The organism is Streptococcus sp. A11, assembly GCF_043674225.1.
In the GTDB taxonomy this organism is placed as follows: Bacteria; Bacillota; Bacilli; order Lactobacillales; family Streptococcaceae; genus Streptococcus; species Streptococcus suis_V.
The window spans coordinates 17,917-36,599 of the sequence record NZ_JBIMJS010000001.1; the positions used below are offsets into that span (position 1 = coordinate 17,917).

Consider the following 18,683-nt stretch of genomic DNA (forward strand, 5'->3'; position numbering starts at 1 on the left):
ATTCTCCTTTAGATTAGTAATATTGTTTATTTAGATATTCCATTCTTCTTTGATAGCCAGGTATGCTTCATAAGGATTGGCCGCATGTGTGATAGGACGCCCGACCACGATATAGTCACTGCCAATGCTGGCTGCCTGTGCTGGAGTGACAACCCGTTTTTGATCACCTACTTCGCTACCAGCTGGTCGAATTCCTGGTGTCAGACAGGAAAAGGCTGCACCAGTGGCCTGCTTAATCAAATCGACCTCCTGAGCCGAGCAAACGACACCGTCCAGTTCTGCTTCCTGAGCCTTTTTGGCGTAATGGACCACTGCATCCACCAGGCTAGTCTGGATATTCTGATCCGCCTGCATCTGCTCTTCCGAAGTCGAGGTCAGCTGGGTCACAGCGATCAAGATTGGTCCAGGTCCCAGTCCCTTTCTAGCCGATTGCATCATCTCTACGCCCCCAGCTGCGTGAACATTGGTCATATCAACACCCAGCTTGGCCAACACCGACATAGCTGATTGGACAGTATTGGGAATATCATGAAGTTTCAGGTCTAGGAAAATGCTGTGCCCGCGATCTTTCAGATCTTTGATAATAGCCGGACCTTCCGCATAGTAGAGCTCCATACCAACCTTGAGATAGAGTTTTTCCTGACTTGGGAAATGAGTCAAAAAATCAACGACTTCTTGACTACTTGCGAAATCCAAGGCAATAATGGGACGTTTTTCTTTCATAGTATCCTTTCTGTACACAGAAAAACCCTGCCTACTCTGGACAGGGTTCACGAAATGAGCTTAGAAATTCGACTTCTAAGATGCTTACCATGATACCTTTCCAGCCTCTCTGGACTCAGTTAAAGGTTCTATTTGACTCTATACTACTATTTTATTTGATTTCTGTCAATAGTTTTGAGAATTTCTGCTACAAATAAGGACAAAAGATGAACTTGAGGATGGAAAGCGATTTTGTTTTAGAGAGCTAAATTTGATTGTGAGGTACAAACTGGATCACAAAAATGAAAACACTCATGAAACAATCACAAGTCAACAATAGACTACCATTTTTTTGATTTACAGCTTGAAAGCAAGAAAAGCAACCAGATTTACTGATTGCTCGCAAAGTATTAAATTAGAGTGCTACGCTCCTTTCGTATTGGATTTCAGAAGTAGCAACTCCGTGATACAACTGAATGAAAGCCTTGTAGCATTATTATAGCATGTCAGCCGCCCAGATACGCTTTTCTGACTTCATCTGATGCAAGGAGTTCTTTTCCTGTTCCAGAGAGGACAACTTTTCCTGTTTCTAGGACGTAGCCACGGTCTGCGATTGCGAGGGCCTTGTTGGCGTTTTGTTCAATCAAGAGAACTGTAGTACCTTGTTTTTGGATATCTTGGATGATATCAAAAATTTCTTGGATAAAGATTGGCGCTAATCCCATTGAAGGTTCGTCAAGAAGCAAGAGTTTTGGCTGGCTCATGAGGGCACGCCCCATTGCCAACATCTGCTGCTCACCACCTGAAAGAGTGGCTGCATCTTGGTTCTTACGTTCTTCTAAGCGTGGGAAACGGTCAAAAATCTTTTTCAGATTTGCCTGATTTTCCTCACGGTTGTTACGAAGGAAGGCACCCATTTCTAAGTTTTCCATAACCGTCAAGCCTGCAAAAACGTGACGACCTTCTGGTACTTGAGACAAACCATCTGCCACGATTTTACGAGCTGGAACTTTTTGGATCTCATTTCCGAGGAAAGAAATGCTTCCAGCAGACGGACGAACCAAGCCTGAGATGGTGCGGAGAATAGAGGTCTTGCCTGCACCATTGGCGCCTATAAGGGTCACAACTTCGCCCTCATTGACTTCAAAGCTCACATCCTTGACGGCTTCAATCGCACCGTAGTTGACGGAAAGATTTTTTACTTCTAACATGGTCATTATGCTTCACCTCCAAGGTATGCTTCAATTACACGTTTGTTGGTCCGGATTTCTTCAGGCGTTCCGTGGGCAATCAAACGGCCGTACTCCAGTACATAAATCCGCTCAGTCACTTTCATAACCAGGCTCATATCGTGCTCAATCAGGATAATGGTAATGCCAAATTCCTTTTGAATACGGCGGATGAGTTCGGTCAATTCTGCCGTTTCCTGCGGGTTCATACCAGCCGCCGGCTCATCCAAGAACAAAATTTTCGGTTCTGTCGCAAGGGCACGAACGATTTCCAGACGACGTTGCTGACCATAAGGCAAGTTTTTCGCCAGCGAGTCTGCATCCTTGTCTAAATCGAAAATTGCCAAGAGTTCCATAGCCTTAGCCTTCAAATCCGCCTCGCTCTGGTAATACTTAGGCAAGCGCAGGAAGGAAGCCAAGAGATGCGGTTTGTGATGATTGGCAAATCCAACCAATACATTTTCCAAAACCGTCATATCCTTAAACAGACGAATATTTTGGAAGGTACGTGAGAGACCAAGAGATGCAATCTTGTAAGGTGCCTTACCATTAAGCAAGTGACCGTCAAGCGTCACAGTTCCCTCGCTCGGCTCGTAAACACCGGTCAAAAGGTTGAAGAGGGTTGTCTTACCAGCACCGTTAGGACCAATCAAGCCGACCAACTCACCTTCATTGAGCTCCATGGTAACGTCGCCAACAGCAGTCAAACCACCGAAGTGCTTGGTCAAATTTTTAATTTCCAAAAGTGCCATCTTTGCCCTCCTTCGCTTTTTTCTTAAATAATGATGAGAAGGTTAATTCCCATGTACCGAGCAGACCACCTGGACGGAAAACCATGACCAAAATAAGAGCCAATGAGTAAATAATCATCCGAAGGTCTGAGAAATTTTGCAGGAACATATTGAGGAAACCAAGAACAAGGGCCGCCAAAATCGTACCTGTCATAGAACCCAAACCACCAAGCACCGCGATAATCAAGTAATCAATCGAACGCATGATAGTAAAGTCTTTAGGAACAACCGTACCTATATAACCAACGTATAGAGAACCTGCGATACTTGATAGGATAGCCGCGATAACAAAGACTGTTACCTTGACTTTGGTTGTATTAACACCCATGGACTCCGCAGCGATTTCATTTTCACGCACAGCGATAACCTGACGGCCAAATGAGCTCCGTAAGAAGTTGAGAATCAGAACCGTCAACACTACCACAAATAGAAAGACAACTGTCCAAGTTGTATACGGCAAGATGCCTGTTAAACCAGCAGCACCGTTGGTCAAGTCACCACCATTGATAATGGCAATACGGATAATCTCAGCCACACCAAGGGTTGCAATAGCTAAGTAGTCACCCTTTAGACGAAGAGTTGGGATACCGACCACCAGGGCTACCAGGGCAGCTACAAGACAGCCCACAAGAATAGACAGATAAAAGCCTGCATAGGTAGGATTAGCCTTGGTCAAAATAGCTGTCGCATAGGCACCAATTGCCATAAAACCAGCCTGCCCCAGCGAAAACTGACCTGAAAAACCGAGAACAAGGTTGGTTCCCAAAGCCATGATGATAGAAATTCCAATCCCCATCAAAATCTGTATATAGTAAAGCCCCAGGGCACCAGAGCCAATCAAGGCAGAAAGAACTGCAAAGATAACAAGGACAAGAGCAAGCCAGGTTAAAATTGGTTTGATATTTTGTTTCATAAACTTACACCTTCTCCTTCACATTTTTACCTAAAATACCTGCTGGACGCACCAAAAGGATGATAATCAAGATGCCATATACAACTGCATCACGGTAGCTGGAAAGACCTACAGTTACCGCCAGGGTTTCCAAGAGACCGATGATAAAGCCACCGAGAGCCGCACCTGGAATAATACCAATACCACCGAGAACGGCCGCTACAAAGGCCTTAAGACCTGGCGCCATCCCCATCAGAGGTTCCACAGAGTTATAGTAAAGACCAATCAAGACCCCTGCCGCACCTGCAAGAGCAGACCCAAGAGCAAAGGTAAAACTAATGGTCGAGTTGACGTTAATTCCCATGAGCTGAGCCGCGTCACTGTCTACAGAAACCGCACGCATGGCCTTACCCATTTTGGTTTTTTGGACGATAAATTGCAGAGCCAACATGAGGAAAACAGAGACACCCAAAATCGTCAACTGAACATTGGTCACAGTAATCGGACCAAGGTTGAATTTAACCGTCTCAAGAGCTTGAGGGAAGGCACGTGTATTGGCACCAAAGAGATAAACCATACCGTATTCAAGGAAGAAGGACACACCGATAGCCGTAATCAAGGCCGCAATCTTAGTTGAGTTGCGCAATGGACGGTAGGCCAAGAATTCAATCAGCACACCCAAGGCTGCTGTTAAAACCATGGTCAAAACAAGCGCAACAAAGAAATTTAGCTGGAAGGCATTAATCAGATAATAACCAATAAAGGCCCCCATCATATAAAGGTCACCGTGGGCAAAGTTAATCAACTTGATAATGCCGTAAACCATGGTATAACCCAAGGCAATCAAGGCATAGACACTTCCCAAGATAAGACCATTCACCAATTGCTGGAGCATATAGTCACCAAACTTTCTATAACATAAATAATATCTGGAGAGGTCCAAGCCTCCCCAGATTACATTTTTTAGCTTATTCGGCGCTTACTGCTTCTGCTGAAGCTTCTGCACCGTTTTCCAATTTAACCATGATAGCAGATTTGATAGGGTTGTGGTTTTCATCGATTGAGATTGGACCAGTTACACCTTCAAAGTCTTTCAAGCCAGCAAGGTTTGTTGCTACATCTTTTGAAGTTTTTGCGCCTTCTGCTGCGTCAGCTGCCATGTAGACTGCATCGTAAGCAAGGGCTGCAAACATATTTGGCTCTTCACCGAACTTCTTCTTATAAGCATCAACGAAGTTTGTTGCCTTGTCAGAAAGTGCTACTTTAGTAGAGTAACCAGATACGTAGTAAACATTTGTCGCATTCTTGCTGCCAGCACCTTCGATGAATTTAGCATCCGCAAATCCGTCAGGACCAAGGATTGGCTTGTCGATACCCATTTCACGCGCTTGTTTTGTAATCAAACCAGCTTCAGTGTAGTAACCTGGGATGATGATTGCATCAAAATCTTGATCTTTCAATTTTGTCAAAGCAGCCTGGAAGTCCTTATCGCCTGATTGGTAAGTTTCTTCAACAACGATTTCACCCTTGTAAGCTTCTTTGAAGGCTTTAGCGATACCTTTTGCGTAGTCACTTGAGTTGTCTGAGTAAAGAACAACTTTCTTAGCATCAAGTGTCTTTGTCGCAAATGTAGCCAAGACTTGACCCTGGAAGCTATCTTGGAAAGTTGAACGGAAGACATATTCTTCAACCTTACCATCTTTAGCTGTCAAATCGTCCTGTGTACCAGAAGGTGTAATCAATGGAACGCCTGCTTGTGTCGCACCTGGAGTTGCCGCAGCTACAGCACCTGATGTTGCAGGACCAATCATCGCAAGAACTTTTTCTTCTGTTGCAAGGTTGGTTGTAACAGTCGCTGCTTCAGCGTTGTCAGATTTGTTGTCTTTTGAAACAACTTCGATTTGTTTACCGTCGACACCGCCAGCTGCATTGATTTCCTCAACAGCAAGGTCAGCACCGTTTTTCTCAGCTTGTCCGTATGCTGCTACAGCACCTGATAATTCCAAGTTGTAACCCAATTTAATCGTATCACCAGCTTCGTTACCAGCTGCTGATGAAGTGCTTGTTGGAGCTGCGCCACAGGCAGCAAGGAGAGCTGCTGAAGCAAATGTAGCGATTGCTACTGCAAATTTTCTTGTTTTCATGAAAATACCTTAAAACTTTCTTAAATTTTTACGATGTATCTAATATACAGAATTATCAGAAAATTGTCAACAAAAATGATAAAAATTTTTTAAAATTTTTACAGCTCCAACAAAAAGAAAAGCAGGCTCATTTAAACCTACTCCTTCTCTAATTACAAAGTAACGGGATTTTGCTCGTCCTGCCATAGATTGCCAACAAAATTCTGATCCAGTTCCTTGATGTAGGAAGGAACTACTTTTTTGACAAACTTCTCTTTTTTGAGCTTGCTCATGACTTCCTCAGCTTTTTCTGCATTAACATATAATATAACATAACGCAGGCGCTTTGAATGGTAAATCATGTCACCGTAGTGGTTGAGTTTTCTGGAATCCCGATTATAATGCAAATAAACAGTTAGGCTGGTGCGTTCTTTTTTCTCAAACATGGACTTCTCCTCAGACATTTCTATCTATAATTATACCCTTTTCCAGGGAAAATGAAAAGGACCAAATCCAGCCCTTTCCTTATTTTATTTAGTTTTGCTGTTATCCATGATTTGGTCAATGAAGCCGTATGCCAAGGTTTCTTCAGCGGTCATCCAGTAATCACGCTCCGCATCCTTGTGGATTTGCTTGACTGTTTTACCTGAATTGTCAGCCAAGATTTTTTCTAATTTATTACGGGTTTTAAGCAAGTGTTCTGCAGCAATTGCCATGTCGGTTTGTTGTGTACCGCCGCCAGTTCCACCCATTGGTTGGTGGATCATGTACTCGGCATTTGGCAACATGAAACGTTTGCCCTTGGCACCACTAGATGCAATGATGGTTCCCATAGATGCTGCTGTTCCCATAACAATTGTCTGGACGTCTGCCTTGATAAAGTTCATGGTATCCACGATAGCAAGACCTGCTGACACAGATCCACCTGGGGTATTGACATAGAGATAAATGTCTTTAGTCGGATCTTGCGCATCAAGGAAGAGCAATTGGGCAATGATAGAATTAGCCATATTGTCCTCCACCGGTCCTGTCAACATGACGATACGGTCCTTGAGCAAACGGGAATAAATATCATAAGAACGCTCACCACGACTGGTTTGTTCAATAACTACTGGAATCATAAGAATACTCCTTTTCGAGATAGATATGTGCCTATTATATACCAATAGTCAAAATTGGTCAAATATTTAACACAGAAAAAGAAACCAGCCGAGCTGATTTCTTTTTTACTTATTTTGGCTCTATAATTTCTGTAGTAGGTAAATCCACTGTAGAGATTATGGAGCCTTTTTGAGTGTAGAAAAAAAGTCCCATATGACCTATAATGAAAAGCGACTAAACAACTCATTAGAAAGGGTTCATATGGAACAGCTTTATCATACCACAGAACTAATCGGAATCAAAGACAAAAACATCAAAATTCTCTTCATTTTGAAACATCAGACCCATCTAGAAATCAGGGCAAAGCTAGATTACGACAGCCCTGGTTGTCCTCATTGCCAAGGAAAGTGTATCAAGTACGACTTTCAAAAGTCGTCAAAGATTCCGATTTTGGATTGCCAGGGCTTTCCGACCCTCCTCTTGCTTAAGAAACGGCGGTTTCAATGCAAATCTTGCCAAAAAGTGACTGTAGCTGAGACAGCTCTAGTCAAGAAAAACTGTCAGATTTCCCTACCTATTTGGGAGAAAGTGACACAACTCCATACAGAAAACATGACCAATATAGCCATCGCTAGGAGATTACATATCTCCGTATCAGTCGTCCAGAGGAAACTGGCTCAGTTTCAATTTGAGTATGATTTTACGAAATTACCAAAAGTCTTGAGTTGGGATGAATTTAGTCGGAACAAGGGAAAACTCGCCTTTATTGCTCAGAATTTTGAGACGAGATCGATTGTGACCATTCTTGACAACAACCGCCAAACCACCATCAAGAACTATTTCTACAAGTATCCTAGGGCGGTCAGAGAAACTGTCGAGGTCGTAACGGTGGATATGTCGGGGAGCTATATTCCCATCATCAAAAAACTATTTCCAAGAGCTAAAATTGTCCTTGATAGATTTCACATTATCCAACACCTGAGCCGTGCTATGATGACAACTAGAATTGATATTATGAAGACTTTCGATACGCGTTCCCTACCTTATCGATCCATGAAAAATCACTGGCGTATTCTCCAAAAAGATAGTCGAAAACTGTCTCTGAATCGCTTCTTTTCTCGCACTTTTGGGCAAACAGTAACACCGAGAGAGGTTGTCCAGAAAACATTGAATTTCTCTGAGGAACTGAAATTCTATTACGAACTCTATCAGATCCTTCTCTTCCATTTCCAAGAGATGAACTCAAAATATTTCTTCGAGCTTCTAGAAGACAATCTGAATCTTGTCAATCCTGCCTTTAAAACTGTTTTTAAAACTTTTCTAAAGTATAAAACGTACATCACGAACGCCATGGAGCTTCCATATTCCAACGCTAAGCTGGAAGCGACCAATAAACTCATCAAAGACATCAAGAGGCAAGCGTTCGGCTTTAGGAACTTTACGAACTTTAAAACCAAGATATATATTGCTTTAAACATCAAAAATGAGAGAACGAATTTCGTCCTCTCTAGGTGTTAGCTTTTCATCTACCCACTACAGTTGACAAAGAGCCCTTATTTTGTACCGAAGAGGCGGTCACCTGCATCTCCCAGACCAGGGACGATATAGCCTTTTTCGTTGAGTTTTTCATCCAGGGCAGCTGTGTAGATGTCAATATCTGCATGAGCTTCTTGAAGAGCCTTTACACCTTCTGGAGCTGATACGAGGGCCACAAATTTGATATTGGATGCACCACGTTTTTTCAACGAATCAACAGCAAGAATAGCTGAACCACCTGTTGCAAGCATTGGATCCACAACAAGGATGTGGCGTTGGTCGATATCCTCTGGTAATTTCACCAAATATTCAACGGGTTGGAGGGTCTCTTCATCACGGTACATACCGATGTGACCAACTTTGGCTGCTGGTACTAGGCTGAGCAAGCCGTCCACCATACCAACACCGGCACGCAGGATTGGAACGATTGCCAATTTTTTACCTGCAATCTGCTTTTGAACCGTCTTTGTAATCGGTGTTTCGATTTCTACATCTTCCAATGGCAAGTCACGCAAGACTTCGTAGCCCATTAGCATGGCAATTTCATTAACCAGCTCACGGAAATCTTTTGTAGAAGTTGTCGTCCGACGAAGGATAGACAATTTGTGCTGGATAAGTGGGTGTGAAATAACTTGGAATTTCCCCATAATGATAAAACCTCTCTTTGATGTTTATTGCGGACATTAGAGACTGTGAAGTTTCATGTCACTATATTCTACCAAAATTTCAGGAAAAATGCTTGGAAATATAATAGGAATTTTACTTTTTATAGACTAGAGCTTCATAAGGTCGCAGTTGAGAGGTATCTTCTGATTCCGTTGAATAGTTGTGAAAAAGGATAGTTTCTCCTAATTGTTCTTCAAGACGGTATTCCTGAGCTTGATTGCTAAAGTTGACCAAGACCACAAACTCATCTACATCATCAAATTTACGATAAGCTAATACAAAGGGATTACCTGTATCTAAAGTCTCATAGTTCCCTTCTGCCATGCAGGGATAGAGCTTTCTCAAGGCAATCAATCGTTGGTAGGTATAGAAGAGAGAATTTTTGTCTTCTAATGCCTTTTCTACATTGATAGATGGATAGCTTGGACTAAGCGATAACCATGGTTGTCCCTCAGTAAAACCAGCTCCTTCTTTACCAGACCACTGCATTGGTCGGCGAGCATTGTCTCGCCCTTTCGCATTTATAGAAGTCAATAACTCCTCATTCGAATAGCCCTGCTCCAAACACTCTGCGTACATGCGACGCGTCTCGATGTCATCCGCTTCTTCAATACTTGAAATCGGAGTGTTAACCATGCCAATTTCTTCCCCTTGGTAAATATAAGGCGTACCCGACATGAAATGCAGATAAATAGCTAGCATTTTTCCGCTTAGTTCCCTGAATTCAGGACTATCATCACCAAAGCGGGAAATAGCCCGTGGCAAATCATGGTTGTTCCAAAAAAGCGAGTTCCAACCTTTCCCAACTAATTCTGTCTGCCATTTTGATAAAACCTGATGTAACTTGGCAGGATCAAGCGGAGCTAAATCCCATTTTTCTTTGCCGGCTTGCTGGTCTAGACAAACGTGCTCAAATTGAAAAATCATCGAAAATTCATTACGGTCTGGGTGAGAATATAGCTGGGCACTCTCAGGGGTTGCACTCCAGGTTTCTCCCACGGTTACAAGGTCATAGGCACCAAATGTTTGCTGGTTTAGTTCTTGAATCAAGGGATGGAGAGTCGGACCGTCTGCTGTGATTAAGTTTTCAGGCTCTTTCCCAATCAAGTCAATCACATCCAGTCGAAAACCACCGACTCCCTTGTCAATCCAGAAGTTAATCATCTGCCAAATTTCTTCCTTGACGGCAGGATTCTTCCAGTTCAAGTCTGGTTGTTTGACCGAAAACTGATGCAAGTAATACTTGTCCAAATGTGGAACATATTCCCAAGCAGATCCTGAGAAAGTAGATGTTAATTCATTCGGCTCATCGGCCCATACATAGTAATCATAATAGGGATTTTCTGGACCTTTCAAGGCTTCTTGAAACCAAAAATGTTCGTCAGATGTATGGTTGAGGACCAAGTCCATCACAATCTTAATATTTCGCTTCTGCCCTTCTGCTATCAGCTCCTCCATGTCTTCCATAGTCCCAAATTCCGCCGCAATGGCTTGGTAATCACTGATATCATAGCCATTATCATCCATAGGAGACTGATAGACAGGACTGAGCCAGATAGCCTCTATCCCCAATGTTTGCAAATAATCTAAACGGCTGGTAATTCCTTTGATGTCTCCAATACCATCACCATTCGAATCCTGAAAACTCCTCGGATATACTTGATAAATAACCGACTTTTTCCACCAATTTGATTTTTCCATGTCTATTCCTTTCCAAAGGAAACAAAGGCTAGGAAAGCAATCCTAACCCTTCTTCCAAACTTTATAAGTTGATTTCGTGATGTTGTCCGTCAACTGTTTCAATGATTTCAAATGTTTTATCTTTCAGATTAGCTCTTAATTCTGCCACTGTATTGGCATCGTCATTGGTCCAGCTGATATGAATTGTATTGGCATCTGCCATCTCCACAGCAAACTCTCCATCGAATGCTGCACTGGTATTGCGGAACTTGAGCAAGTTGAACAGGGACTGAACAACCGGACGTTGAACTTCTCGCTCAATTTCTTCCAAATCATAATAGTGACGGTTGATGTTGCGGCCTTCTTTGGTTGATTCGAGCAATTCGATATCATTTTCTCCTGCCAACAAACCAACGTAGTAAATCTGCGGAATACCTGGTGCAAAACATTGAAGCACACGTGCCAAGAGATAGGCTTGGTCATCATTTCCTAAAGCTGAATAGTAGGTGCAATTTATCTGGTAAATGTCCAGATTATTGTAAGCCTCTGTGCTATAAATCTTCTTGACATTTGCTCCTTGGGCATAGAGGGCTTCTCTTGTGGCCTCTGTTTCCTCATCTGTCAGCAAGTCCTTGACATCGACCACTCCGATACCATCATGCGTGTCCAAGGTTGTAAATTGCTTGCGAGGGCAGATTTCCATCCAGTGAACAAGACGGTTGACATTGCCTGAATAAAGAGCATGAAGGACCAACATCGGTAGGGCAAAGTCATAGACATAGTAGTCTTGCTCAGCGATTTTTTGCTGAATGGTGTAATGTTCATGGATTTCTGGTAGAATTTCCACTCCTTTTGGTGCCAATAGCTGACGCGGAAAATGAAGCATGTCCCAAATATCTGGCTCAACAAAGAAACAGTTTGTTCCAATTTTCTTATTGGCGTAGGCAAAGGCGTCCAAGCGAATAATGGAAGCTCCGTGGTCCGCCAGCTGTTCCAGATTTTCTTTGATAAAGCGACGAGTTGTTTCCGTTGTCACATCGAGGTCAATCTGTTGCTCATCAAAGGTACACCAAACTTTTTCCTCACTACCGTCAGCAAACTTGGCAATGCGATAGGGAGCACGTGGCTTCCGTTTATAAATCAGGTCAACATCTTCCTGAGTCGGCTCACCATTTGGCCAAAAGTTTTTGTAGCGGATAAACAAATCTGCATAGACAGACTCATCTTTCTTTTCTAGGAAGTCAAGGAAGTAAGGCGACTTGGCTGAAATATGGTTAATCATGAAATCAAACATGAGGTAGTAATCCTTACTGAGTGCCTCAATGTCGCTCCAATCTCCAAAAGCCTCATCAACCTTGGTATAGTCCATGGGTGCAAACCCGCGGTCACCCGATGATGGAAAGAAGGGAAGAATGTGGACACCACCGACCACATCTTTCAAAGGACCTTCCAAGACCTGCTTCAAGTCTTTCAGATTTTTTCCAAGACTGTCTGAATAGGTAATTAACATTGCTTGATTTTTTACTTTCATTTTCTTCTCCTTTTGAAAGCTTTTTCTTATTGATTTTTGGCAAAAGGTTGAGTTGCCTCAACCTTTCGAGTTTTATTTAACAGATCCGCTGGTCATACCTGAAATGATATGCTTTTGGAAAACGAGATAAACCAGTAGGATTGGGATAATCCCAACTACATAGGACGCAAATGACGGTCCATAATCGCTGAAATACATTCCTTGATAGTTATACTGGAAGAGGGGCAAAGTCCACATTTCTTGGTCACGGTTGAGGACCAAGAGAGGCAAGAGAAAGTCATTCCAGACCCAGAGGGCATTGATGATCAAAATCGTAGCGTGCATGGGCTTCATCAATGGAAAAATAATTCTCCAGTACATTGTAAACTTATCACAACCATCAATTGCTGCCGCCTCGTCCATCTCTTCAGGAACAATTGTCTTGATATAACCAACATAGAGGAAGAGGGCCTGCGGCACTGCATAGGTCAAATAAAGAATAATCAACCCCAAAATATTGTTCAAACCGAGACTAGACATCAACTTGGTCATAGGAAGCATAATCACTTGGAAGGGAACAAAAATTCCGATAATCAAGAAAAAGTAGATAAAGTTGAAAGCTGTTTGCCTCTTCATTTGACGGGCTACTGCAAAGGCTGCCATTGGAATAACCAGAATAATCAAACCTACTGCAGCAATGGTAATCAGAGCAGAATTCCCAAAATATTGAACAACTCCATCTTCAAACAAGCGACTATAGTTGTCTAGTGTGAAATTTTCAGGTAAGCCAAAGAAGTTACCTGTAATTTCTTTAGTTGGCTTGAAGGAACTAATCACCGTCACCAGTAGCGGAATAAACATAAAGAGAATGCCGCTGAATAGAATGAGATATACCCACCAATTGCTTTGTTTGGTCTTATTCATAAACATACCTCCCTATACTTCAAATTTCTTAGAAATCCGCATCTGAATCAAGGAAATCACAATGATAAAGATGAAGAGAACGACTGCCAGAGCGTTGGCATACGAGAATTTATTGTCAACAAAAGCGTAGTTATAAACTAGCAAACCCAGTGACTCTGTCTTGCCATCTGGACCTCCGCTGGTAAGAGCAAAAATGAGGTCAAAGGCTGTCAAGCCAGATTTCATCGCCAGGATAAAGACCATGCTGATAGATGGTAATAGGAAAGGCAATTCAATGTTGAAGAACTGCTGGGAGCGTGTCGCACCGTCGATAGCTGCTGCTTCCTTCACATCATCTGGAATACTTTGCAGACCAGATAGGAAAATGATAACCGGCATCGCCAGACCCTGCCAAAGAGCGACAAAGAGGACGGACGGAATAACAGTATTCTCTTGTACCAATAGGTTTTCCATTAACCAGTCGATTTGGAGAATTTCGCCAATCTGTGTAAAACCGTAGTTAAACAGTTGAACAAAGATGAGACCCAAGGTTACCGTTGACAAAACTGCTGGGAAGAAATACCAGGTCCGGAAAAAGCCAACTGCTTTGATTTTCCGATTAAGCAAGGTTGCCAACCAAATACCAATGACAATTTCCCCAATTACTAGACCAATGGTAAAGATGATGGTAAAGGTGATACTGGTATAGAAGTCAGGGTCCTTCAAAATATCAATGTAGTTTTGAATCCCAATCACATCGTAACTACTGGATAAACCATTCCAGTCTGTTAAACTGTAGAACACCCCTGTTATCAAGGGATAGAAGAAAAAGATTAACTGAAGAGCGATTGGCAGAGCTACAAATAAGTAGGGCCAATATTTTGCAACAAATCCTTTTTGATTCATAAAGAACTCCTTTACTAAATTTATCAAGTATAGTTGTTTAATCTCAGTTCCAAAAAGAATTAGGGGACTCTCCTTCAAACTGAGGTTAAACAACTATAGGGGGGACAGGTTTGGGAAACCCAAACCCTAATCCCATAGTTGTTTTTCATGCTGATTATTTCATCGGATCAAAGAAGGCATTAAGTTTCTTAACAAGTTCTGCTGAATCTGGTTTTTTCACCATTTCAACAGTGATATTCCAAAACTCATCTTCTGAATCCCACTCACTTTGCAACCATACGACATGCTTGTCTGTGAAGGCATATTGTGTAACTCCAGCAGTTTCTTCAAACTTGCCTTCAGTGTCGACTCCTTCAACTGAGGTTGGTGATCCGTCCACGTCATAGTATTTCTGAATGACTGTTGGACGTGAGAGGTATTCTAAGAACTTCTTAGACTCTTCTGGATGCTCTGATTCAGCTGATACAGATAGGGCTAGGTCTGCCGCACCGATCGTGTAATCACCACCTTTTTCATCTCCTGGGAAGGTAAACATGCCGTATTCAAATTCAGGCTCTTGCTGATTGATTGCTGTAGCAGCCCAAGTTCCTTGTGGCATCATGAGGGCTTCTCCTGCTGCAAATGAAGCAACCGCGTCGGCGTAAAGTGCTCCTGTGAAACCTTTTTGACCATTGTCAGTCAAGAGTTCTAAACGCTCCAAGACTTCCTTAGTTGTTGCATCATCTTGGATAGCACCCTTGGCACTGCGAATCAAAATATCCTCTGCACCGTCAAACCCACCTGCAACTGTTACCCAAGCTAATTGGTGGTAACCATTGAGCGACCAGGCATCATTTAGAGAAAGGGCAAATGGTGCCACACTGCCATCAGCCTTAACTTTGTCTACCAAAGCAACAAATTCTGCATAGGTAGTTGGTACTTCCAAACCAAGTTCTTCAAATTTATCTTTGTTGTAGTAGATACCATAGGCATTGGCAGTCAATGGAAGAGTGTAGTTTGTATCATTTACAAGATAAGGTGTTACTGCCCCATCTTTCAAATGACTAAGACCTGCATCATCACCAATTTCAAGGAAACGGCCATCTGCTGCATACTCTTTGAAATCTGCATTTTGAGGGTAGATATTGATAACATCTGGTGCTTCATCATTGGCCATCCGTGTTTTCAAAACAGTTCCTGCGTCTGGCACATTTGAAAACTTAACTTCAATATCTGGATTCTCTTTCTCAAAGTCATCAATAATTTCCTGCAAGGTTGCTTGCATTTCAGGCTTTTGCGAGAAAAATTCAATTTCTACCTTGTCGCTGCTGCTAGAATTTCCGCAGGCTACAAGGAAGCTTGCAAAAGCACAAACCGACGCACATTTGAGAAATCTTCTCATTTTCATAATAAAATCCTCCTAGATTTTCTTAAATATATATTGTACACTAAAATAATCTTCTTGAACATGGGGCATGGTTAAGCCGATGTTCATGAGCTCATCTCCATAGAAACTTGTTTCCAACTGTGGACAGTAATAACAAGCTTCTGGGTCTAGCCCCTTCAATCTTACCTGCAACAGAGGAGCTTCTGGTTGAGCTAGTATTTTTACGAAAGTCAAAACAGCCTGACTCTTATCTGCATCAACATAGTTGGCTGCCCAGGTATTTGCCGTTTTTTTCAAACGATAGAGGTCACCAAACTGGACTGTTGAGCGAATCTGCTTAAAGGTTTCAACCTGTTCAGTAAGAGTTGCTAATTCTTCCGGTGACAGTTGGGTAACATCTAACTCGTAACCAAAGGCTCCGCCCATCATAGCCACATTTCCTCGGGTTTTCAAGGATGTAATTCGACCGACTTGATGGTTAGGAACTGCTGATACATGGGCACCCATTGAAGAGGTTGGGTAGAGCAAGGCCGTACCTTCCTGAATTGAGAGGCGTCCAATCGCGTCTGTATTGTCACTAGCCCAAGCCTGTGGCATATAGTAAAGCAGCCCCAAGTCATTTCGACCGCCACCTCCTGAACAGGATTCAAAGAGAATATCTGGGAAGCGACTGGTCAGAGTTTCTAATACTCGGTAGAGCCCCAACATATAGCGATGATGGAATTCGTAAGAATCAGCGTTAGCGAATTCTTGAGACATACTGGTGATATTACGATTCATATCCCACTTGACATAATCGATTTTGGCAGATTTCAGTACATCGGATACAGCTTGGATAATGTAGTCACAAACTTCTGGTTTGGACAAATCCATTACCAACTGCTCTCGACTGTAAATTGGTGCGCGTCCATCAATATGAATAGCCCAATCTGGATGTTGCCTATAGAGGTCACTATCTATGGAAATCATCTCTGGCTCAAACCAAAGACCAAATTTCATCCCTAAGGCCCGAATCGAATCTGCTAGACCTGCTAAACCATTCGGAAGTTTGTCTGTGTTGACAATCCAATCTCCCAAGGAAGACTCGTCATTGTTCCGTTTTCCAAACCAGCCATCATCAAGCACAAATAACTCAATGCCTGCCTGACTGGCCAATCTGGCCATGGAAAGAATCTTCTCTTCTGTAAAATCAAAGTAGGTTCCTTCCCAGTTATTGATGAGAATCGGTCGTTCTTGATTGACAAATTGAGAACGAATCAAGTGTTTTTTGATGAAGTCATGACTATCCTGAGTCATACCTGTAAAACCTTTATCCGTAAAGGACAGGAGGACCTCAGGTGTCTGAAAACTTTCTCCGGAAGCCAAATTCCAGCTGAAGCTAGTATCATTGATTCCCATGCCCCAACGGACTGTTTCCAAAGCAGTTGTCTCCACAAAACCAGTGAAGTTTCCACTATAGACTAGTTGGGCGGTATAAACTTCGCCATTATCTTCTGTAGCAGTTGGAGCCGCCAAGGCTAAGAATGGAGTCCGCGAGTGACTTGAAGCCCCTCGAATGCTTCCAATAGAGTAGGTACCACTCGTAATCGGCGTTTTCGTCCACTCTTTTTCATAAGCATAGCGACCTGTCAAACTATGGATGACAAAGTCCTTATGGGGCATATCCAAGGTGAAGGACAAGGCTTTTTCCAACTTAGAGGGATAGCGACCTACTTGGATACGAGCCGAGCGTGCAAGATAGTTACTTTCTTCGAAAACCGCATACTGCAAGGTCACTGTCACATCTGCTACAGCATCATAGAGGTCAATTTCTAAACTCTCCACTTCCTCTTCAGAAGCAAAGCTAGCTGGTAAACCATCTAGCAAGGGCTTGCCTTGATAAATCCGGTGTTGCTTGTACTTCAAATCCAAGGCAATGCCGATTTCATTTCGCACATCAATAGAGGCTGTCCGAAAGTCTCCTAGCCCATTGCTGGAATATTCCAAGGACAAGGTGTCCAGTGAGTAGGTCCGATTTCCAGTAATTGGACTAGGCGAGAAGGCTCGGTCCAAATATGTTATTTTGTTTCCATCGCTAAATTTTTCGATTTTTTTCCCAAAATAACGATGAACTAGATCGCCTGTTTCTAGCACCTCTATCACGTAGGAAAATTCTCTTGTTTTCATGTGAAATAGGCCATGTTCTTCTATGTATTGAATCATACTGTCAGCTCCTATCTGTATTACATGAATTATTCTAACAAATGTAAGCGTTTTACAAAATAGGGTTTTGTTGTTAGAATATGGTATAATGTTTCCTAAGGAGAAGAGCTTATGAACATTCTAAATAGCTACAATGAACTAGACAGCCATAACTTTGACCTAAATATCGACCATTACGGTGCGGAACAATGTGATAAAAACTATTCTTTTGGCCCAACCATTCGAGATAATTATGTCCTCCATTTTATCACTGAGGGCAAGGGGAAAATTAGCATTCTCGGAGAAACGACTGAATTGGCTGCGGGCGACTTGTTTATCCTCCCTAAAAACAAGGCCATCTTCTACCAAGCAGATGGACAAGACCCTTGGACTTATATTTGGGTTGGTTTTAGCGGGTCAAAAGCTGAGTCAATTCTTGAACATAGTCGCTTATTGGAAAAATTTTATCTGCATTCCAGCCTCCAGTCCCCCATTTTACAAAAAATGATAGACATTACCAAAACAGACAAACACCCCTTACCAATGGTGGCAGAGCACATCCTGGTCGGCCATCTTCATCAATTACTTGCCTACCTTGTTGCAGAATTTCCCAATCAACAACTGAAAGAGGCCGGTACTCTTGCCAAAAGCTATGTTCACCATGCTATTAAGCTGATTCACAGTCACTACGCTCTACCGATTAAGGTGACAGAAATTGCAGATCAGCTCGCTCTAAGTCGAAGTTATCTCTATAAAATTTTCAAACAGGAAACTGGCTACGCCATCAAAGACTACATTCTTCAGGTAAAAATGAATCGAAGCTGCCAACTCTTAGAAGATCCCGAACGAACCATTACGGAGATTGCTAATTCTGTCGGCTACTATGACCCCCTGACTTTCAGCACAGCCTTTAAGAATTACTTTCACATGAGTCCTACTGACTATCGAAAACAACAAAAAAAGGAATAGCCTAGCTCTTCCTTTTTCTATTTTTATTGCAATCTGGAAAATTGAAAAACAAATTTTCATTCATGGACTAAACTGGCATTCACACCAAAAATATTTCTGTTATTATTTGTTTGGCCAGAAAATGCTCG

General features: G+C 42.4%; 17 protein-coding genes. 2 read left to right on the forward strand and 15 right to left on the reverse strand.

Translation table 11 applies throughout. From position 1 onward, the window contains the following. Positions 1–30: 30 nt before the first annotated feature. The 8 genes from pyrF to ACHBIF_RS00120 all read right to left on the reverse strand — a co-directional run bounded on the left by pyrF (position 31) and on the right by ACHBIF_RS00120 (position 6,858). The gene (pyrF, locus tag ACHBIF_RS00085; protein ID WP_394717836.1) at positions 31–723 is read right to left on the reverse strand and encodes an orotidine-5'-phosphate decarboxylase; all 693 of its coding nucleotides are present in this window, start codon (positions 721–723) and stop codon (positions 31–33) included. A gap of 485 nt (positions 724–1,208) precedes the next feature. Then, positions 1,209–1,919 (reverse strand): ATP-binding cassette domain-containing protein, encoded by a 711-nt coding sequence (locus ACHBIF_RS00090; RefSeq protein ID WP_172062627.1) that lies wholly within the window; start codon positions 1,917–1,919, stop codon positions 1,209–1,211. Next, positions 1,919–2,683: an ABC transporter ATP-binding protein gene (locus ACHBIF_RS00095; protein ID WP_105111400.1), complete on the reverse strand. Its 765-nt coding sequence runs from the start codon at positions 2,681–2,683 to the stop codon at positions 1,919–1,921. Before ACHBIF_RS00095 ends, ACHBIF_RS00090 begins: the two co-directional genes overlap by 1 nt. Next, on the reverse strand, positions 2,664–3,635 hold the full coding sequence (locus ACHBIF_RS00100; RefSeq protein WP_394717839.1) for a branched-chain amino acid ABC transporter permease: 972 nt from the start codon (positions 3,633–3,635) through the stop codon (positions 2,664–2,666). Before ACHBIF_RS00100 ends, ACHBIF_RS00095 begins: the two co-directional genes overlap by 20 nt. 4 nt (positions 3,636–3,639) lie before the next feature. Beyond that, positions 3,640–4,509, reverse strand: coding sequence for a branched-chain amino acid ABC transporter permease (locus tag ACHBIF_RS00105; RefSeq protein WP_105111398.1), 870 nt, complete (start codon positions 4,507–4,509; stop codon positions 3,640–3,642). A 73-nt stretch (positions 4,510–4,582) separates the two neighbouring features. Further along, positions 4,583–5,758, reverse strand: a complete 1,176-nt coding sequence (locus ACHBIF_RS00110) for an ABC transporter substrate-binding protein (RefSeq protein ID WP_172058928.1) — start codon at positions 5,756–5,758, stop codon at positions 4,583–4,585. Positions 5,759–5,910: 152 nt separating this feature from the next. Beyond that, the gene (locus tag ACHBIF_RS00115) at positions 5,911–6,183 is read right to left on the reverse strand and encodes a DUF2129 domain-containing protein (protein WP_394717842.1); all 273 of its coding nucleotides are present in this window, start codon (positions 6,181–6,183) and stop codon (positions 5,911–5,913) included. A gap of 84 nt (positions 6,184–6,267) precedes the next feature. Next, positions 6,268–6,858, reverse strand: a complete 591-nt coding sequence (locus ACHBIF_RS00120; RefSeq protein ID WP_105110524.1) for an ATP-dependent Clp protease proteolytic subunit — start codon at positions 6,856–6,858, stop codon at positions 6,268–6,270. Positions 6,859–7,099: 241 nt separating this feature from the next. Here ACHBIF_RS00120 and ACHBIF_RS00125 point away from each other — a divergent pair, with 241 nt between their 5' ends. Then, on the forward strand, positions 7,100–8,356 hold the full coding sequence (locus tag ACHBIF_RS00125; protein ID WP_394717844.1) for an ISL3 family transposase: 1,257 nt from the start codon (positions 7,100–7,102) through the stop codon (positions 8,354–8,356). 35 nt (positions 8,357–8,391) lie between these two features. Here ACHBIF_RS00125 and upp read toward each other — a convergent pair whose 3' ends face one another. The 7 genes from upp to ACHBIF_RS00160 form a co-directional block, all read right to left on the reverse strand. After that, positions 8,392–9,021 (reverse strand): uracil phosphoribosyltransferase, encoded by a 630-nt coding sequence (upp, locus tag ACHBIF_RS00130; RefSeq protein WP_105110525.1) that lies wholly within the window; start codon positions 9,019–9,021, stop codon positions 8,392–8,394. 112 nt (positions 9,022–9,133) lie between these two features. Further along, complete coding sequence (locus ACHBIF_RS00135; RefSeq protein WP_394717846.1) at positions 9,134–10,741, reverse strand: alpha-glucosidase; 1,608 nt, start codon at positions 10,739–10,741, stop codon at positions 9,134–9,136. A gap of 61 nt (positions 10,742–10,802) precedes the next feature. Next, positions 10,803–12,251: a sucrose phosphorylase gene (gtfA, locus tag ACHBIF_RS00140; protein ID WP_394717848.1), complete on the reverse strand. Its 1,449-nt coding sequence runs from the start codon at positions 12,249–12,251 to the stop codon at positions 10,803–10,805. A gap of 72 nt (positions 12,252–12,323) precedes the next feature. After that, a complete protein-coding gene (locus ACHBIF_RS00145; RefSeq protein WP_105122828.1) occupies positions 12,324–13,154 on the reverse strand; it encodes a carbohydrate ABC transporter permease in 831 nt (276 codons plus the stop codon). A gap of 12 nt (positions 13,155–13,166) precedes the next feature. Beyond that, positions 13,167–14,039: a carbohydrate ABC transporter permease gene (locus ACHBIF_RS00150; RefSeq protein WP_105110529.1), complete on the reverse strand. Its 873-nt coding sequence runs from the start codon at positions 14,037–14,039 to the stop codon at positions 13,167–13,169. Positions 14,040–14,193: 154 nt separating this feature from the next. Then, positions 14,194–15,426, reverse strand: a complete 1,233-nt coding sequence (locus tag ACHBIF_RS00155) for an extracellular solute-binding protein (protein WP_105110530.1) — start codon at positions 15,424–15,426, stop codon at positions 14,194–14,196. Positions 15,427–15,438: 12 nt separating this feature from the next. Further along, positions 15,439–17,607, reverse strand: a complete 2,169-nt coding sequence (locus tag ACHBIF_RS00160; protein WP_394717851.1) for an alpha-galactosidase — start codon at positions 17,605–17,607, stop codon at positions 15,439–15,441. A gap of 111 nt (positions 17,608–17,718) precedes the next feature. On the opposite strand from ACHBIF_RS00160, the gene ACHBIF_RS00165 reads away from it, so the two are divergent. After that, a complete protein-coding gene (locus ACHBIF_RS00165; protein WP_105110532.1) occupies positions 17,719–18,555 on the forward strand; it encodes an AraC family transcriptional regulator in 837 nt (278 codons plus the stop codon). The last annotated feature ends 128 nt before the right edge of the window (positions 18,556–18,683 follow it).

What these genes read in the sequence shown, in the direction of transcription:
- pyrF (WP_394717836.1), bottom strand. Translation starts at nt 723, where the DNA reads ATGAAAGAAAAACGTCCCATTATTGCCTTGGATTTCGCAAGTAGTCAA.
- ACHBIF_RS00090 (WP_172062627.1), bottom strand. Translation starts at nt 1,919, where the DNA reads ATGACCATGTTAGAAGTAAAAAATCTTTCCGTCAACTACGGTGCGATT.
- ACHBIF_RS00095 (WP_105111400.1), bottom strand. Translation starts at nt 2,683, where the DNA reads ATGGCACTTTTGGAAATTAAAAATTTGACCAAGCACTTCGGTGGTTTG.
- ACHBIF_RS00100 (WP_394717839.1), bottom strand. Translation starts at nt 3,635, where the DNA reads ATGAAACAAAATATCAAACCAATTTTAACCTGGCTTGCTCTTGTCCTT.
- ACHBIF_RS00105 (WP_105111398.1), bottom strand. Translation starts at nt 4,509, where the DNA reads ATGCTCCAGCAATTGGTGAATGGTCTTATCTTGGGAAGTGTCTATGCC.
- ACHBIF_RS00110 (WP_172058928.1), bottom strand. Translation starts at nt 5,758, where the DNA reads ATGAAAACAAGAAAATTTGCAGTAGCAATCGCTACATTTGCTTCAGCA.
- ACHBIF_RS00115 (WP_394717842.1), bottom strand. Translation starts at nt 6,183, where the DNA reads ATGTTTGAGAAAAAAGAACGCACCAGCCTAACTGTTTATTTGCATTAT.
- ACHBIF_RS00120 (WP_105110524.1), bottom strand. Translation starts at nt 6,858, where the DNA reads ATGATTCCAGTAGTTATTGAACAAACCAGTCGTGGTGAGCGTTCTTAT.
- ACHBIF_RS00125 (WP_394717844.1), top strand. Translation starts at nt 7,100, where the DNA reads ATGGAACAGCTTTATCATACCACAGAACTAATCGGAATCAAAGACAAA.
- upp (WP_105110525.1), bottom strand. Translation starts at nt 9,021, where the DNA reads ATGGGGAAATTCCAAGTTATTTCACACCCACTTATCCAGCACAAATTG.
- ACHBIF_RS00135 (WP_394717846.1), bottom strand. Translation starts at nt 10,741, where the DNA reads ATGGAAAAATCAAATTGGTGGAAAAAGTCGGTTATTTATCAAGTATAT.
- gtfA (WP_394717848.1), bottom strand. Translation starts at nt 12,251, where the DNA reads ATGAAAGTAAAAAATCAAGCAATGTTAATTACCTATTCAGACAGTCTT.
- ACHBIF_RS00145 (WP_105122828.1), bottom strand. Translation starts at nt 13,154, where the DNA reads ATGAATAAGACCAAACAAAGCAATTGGTGGGTATATCTCATTCTATTC.
- ACHBIF_RS00150 (WP_105110529.1), bottom strand. Translation starts at nt 14,039, where the DNA reads ATGAATCAAAAAGGATTTGTTGCAAAATATTGGCCCTACTTATTTGTA.
- ACHBIF_RS00155 (WP_105110530.1), bottom strand. Translation starts at nt 15,426, where the DNA reads ATGAAAATGAGAAGATTTCTCAAATGTGCGTCGGTTTGTGCTTTTGCA.
- ACHBIF_RS00160 (WP_394717851.1), bottom strand. Translation starts at nt 17,607, where the DNA reads ATGATTCAATACATAGAAGAACATGGCCTATTTCACATGAAAACAAGA.
- ACHBIF_RS00165 (WP_105110532.1), top strand. Translation starts at nt 17,719, where the DNA reads ATGAACATTCTAAATAGCTACAATGAACTAGACAGCCATAACTTTGAC.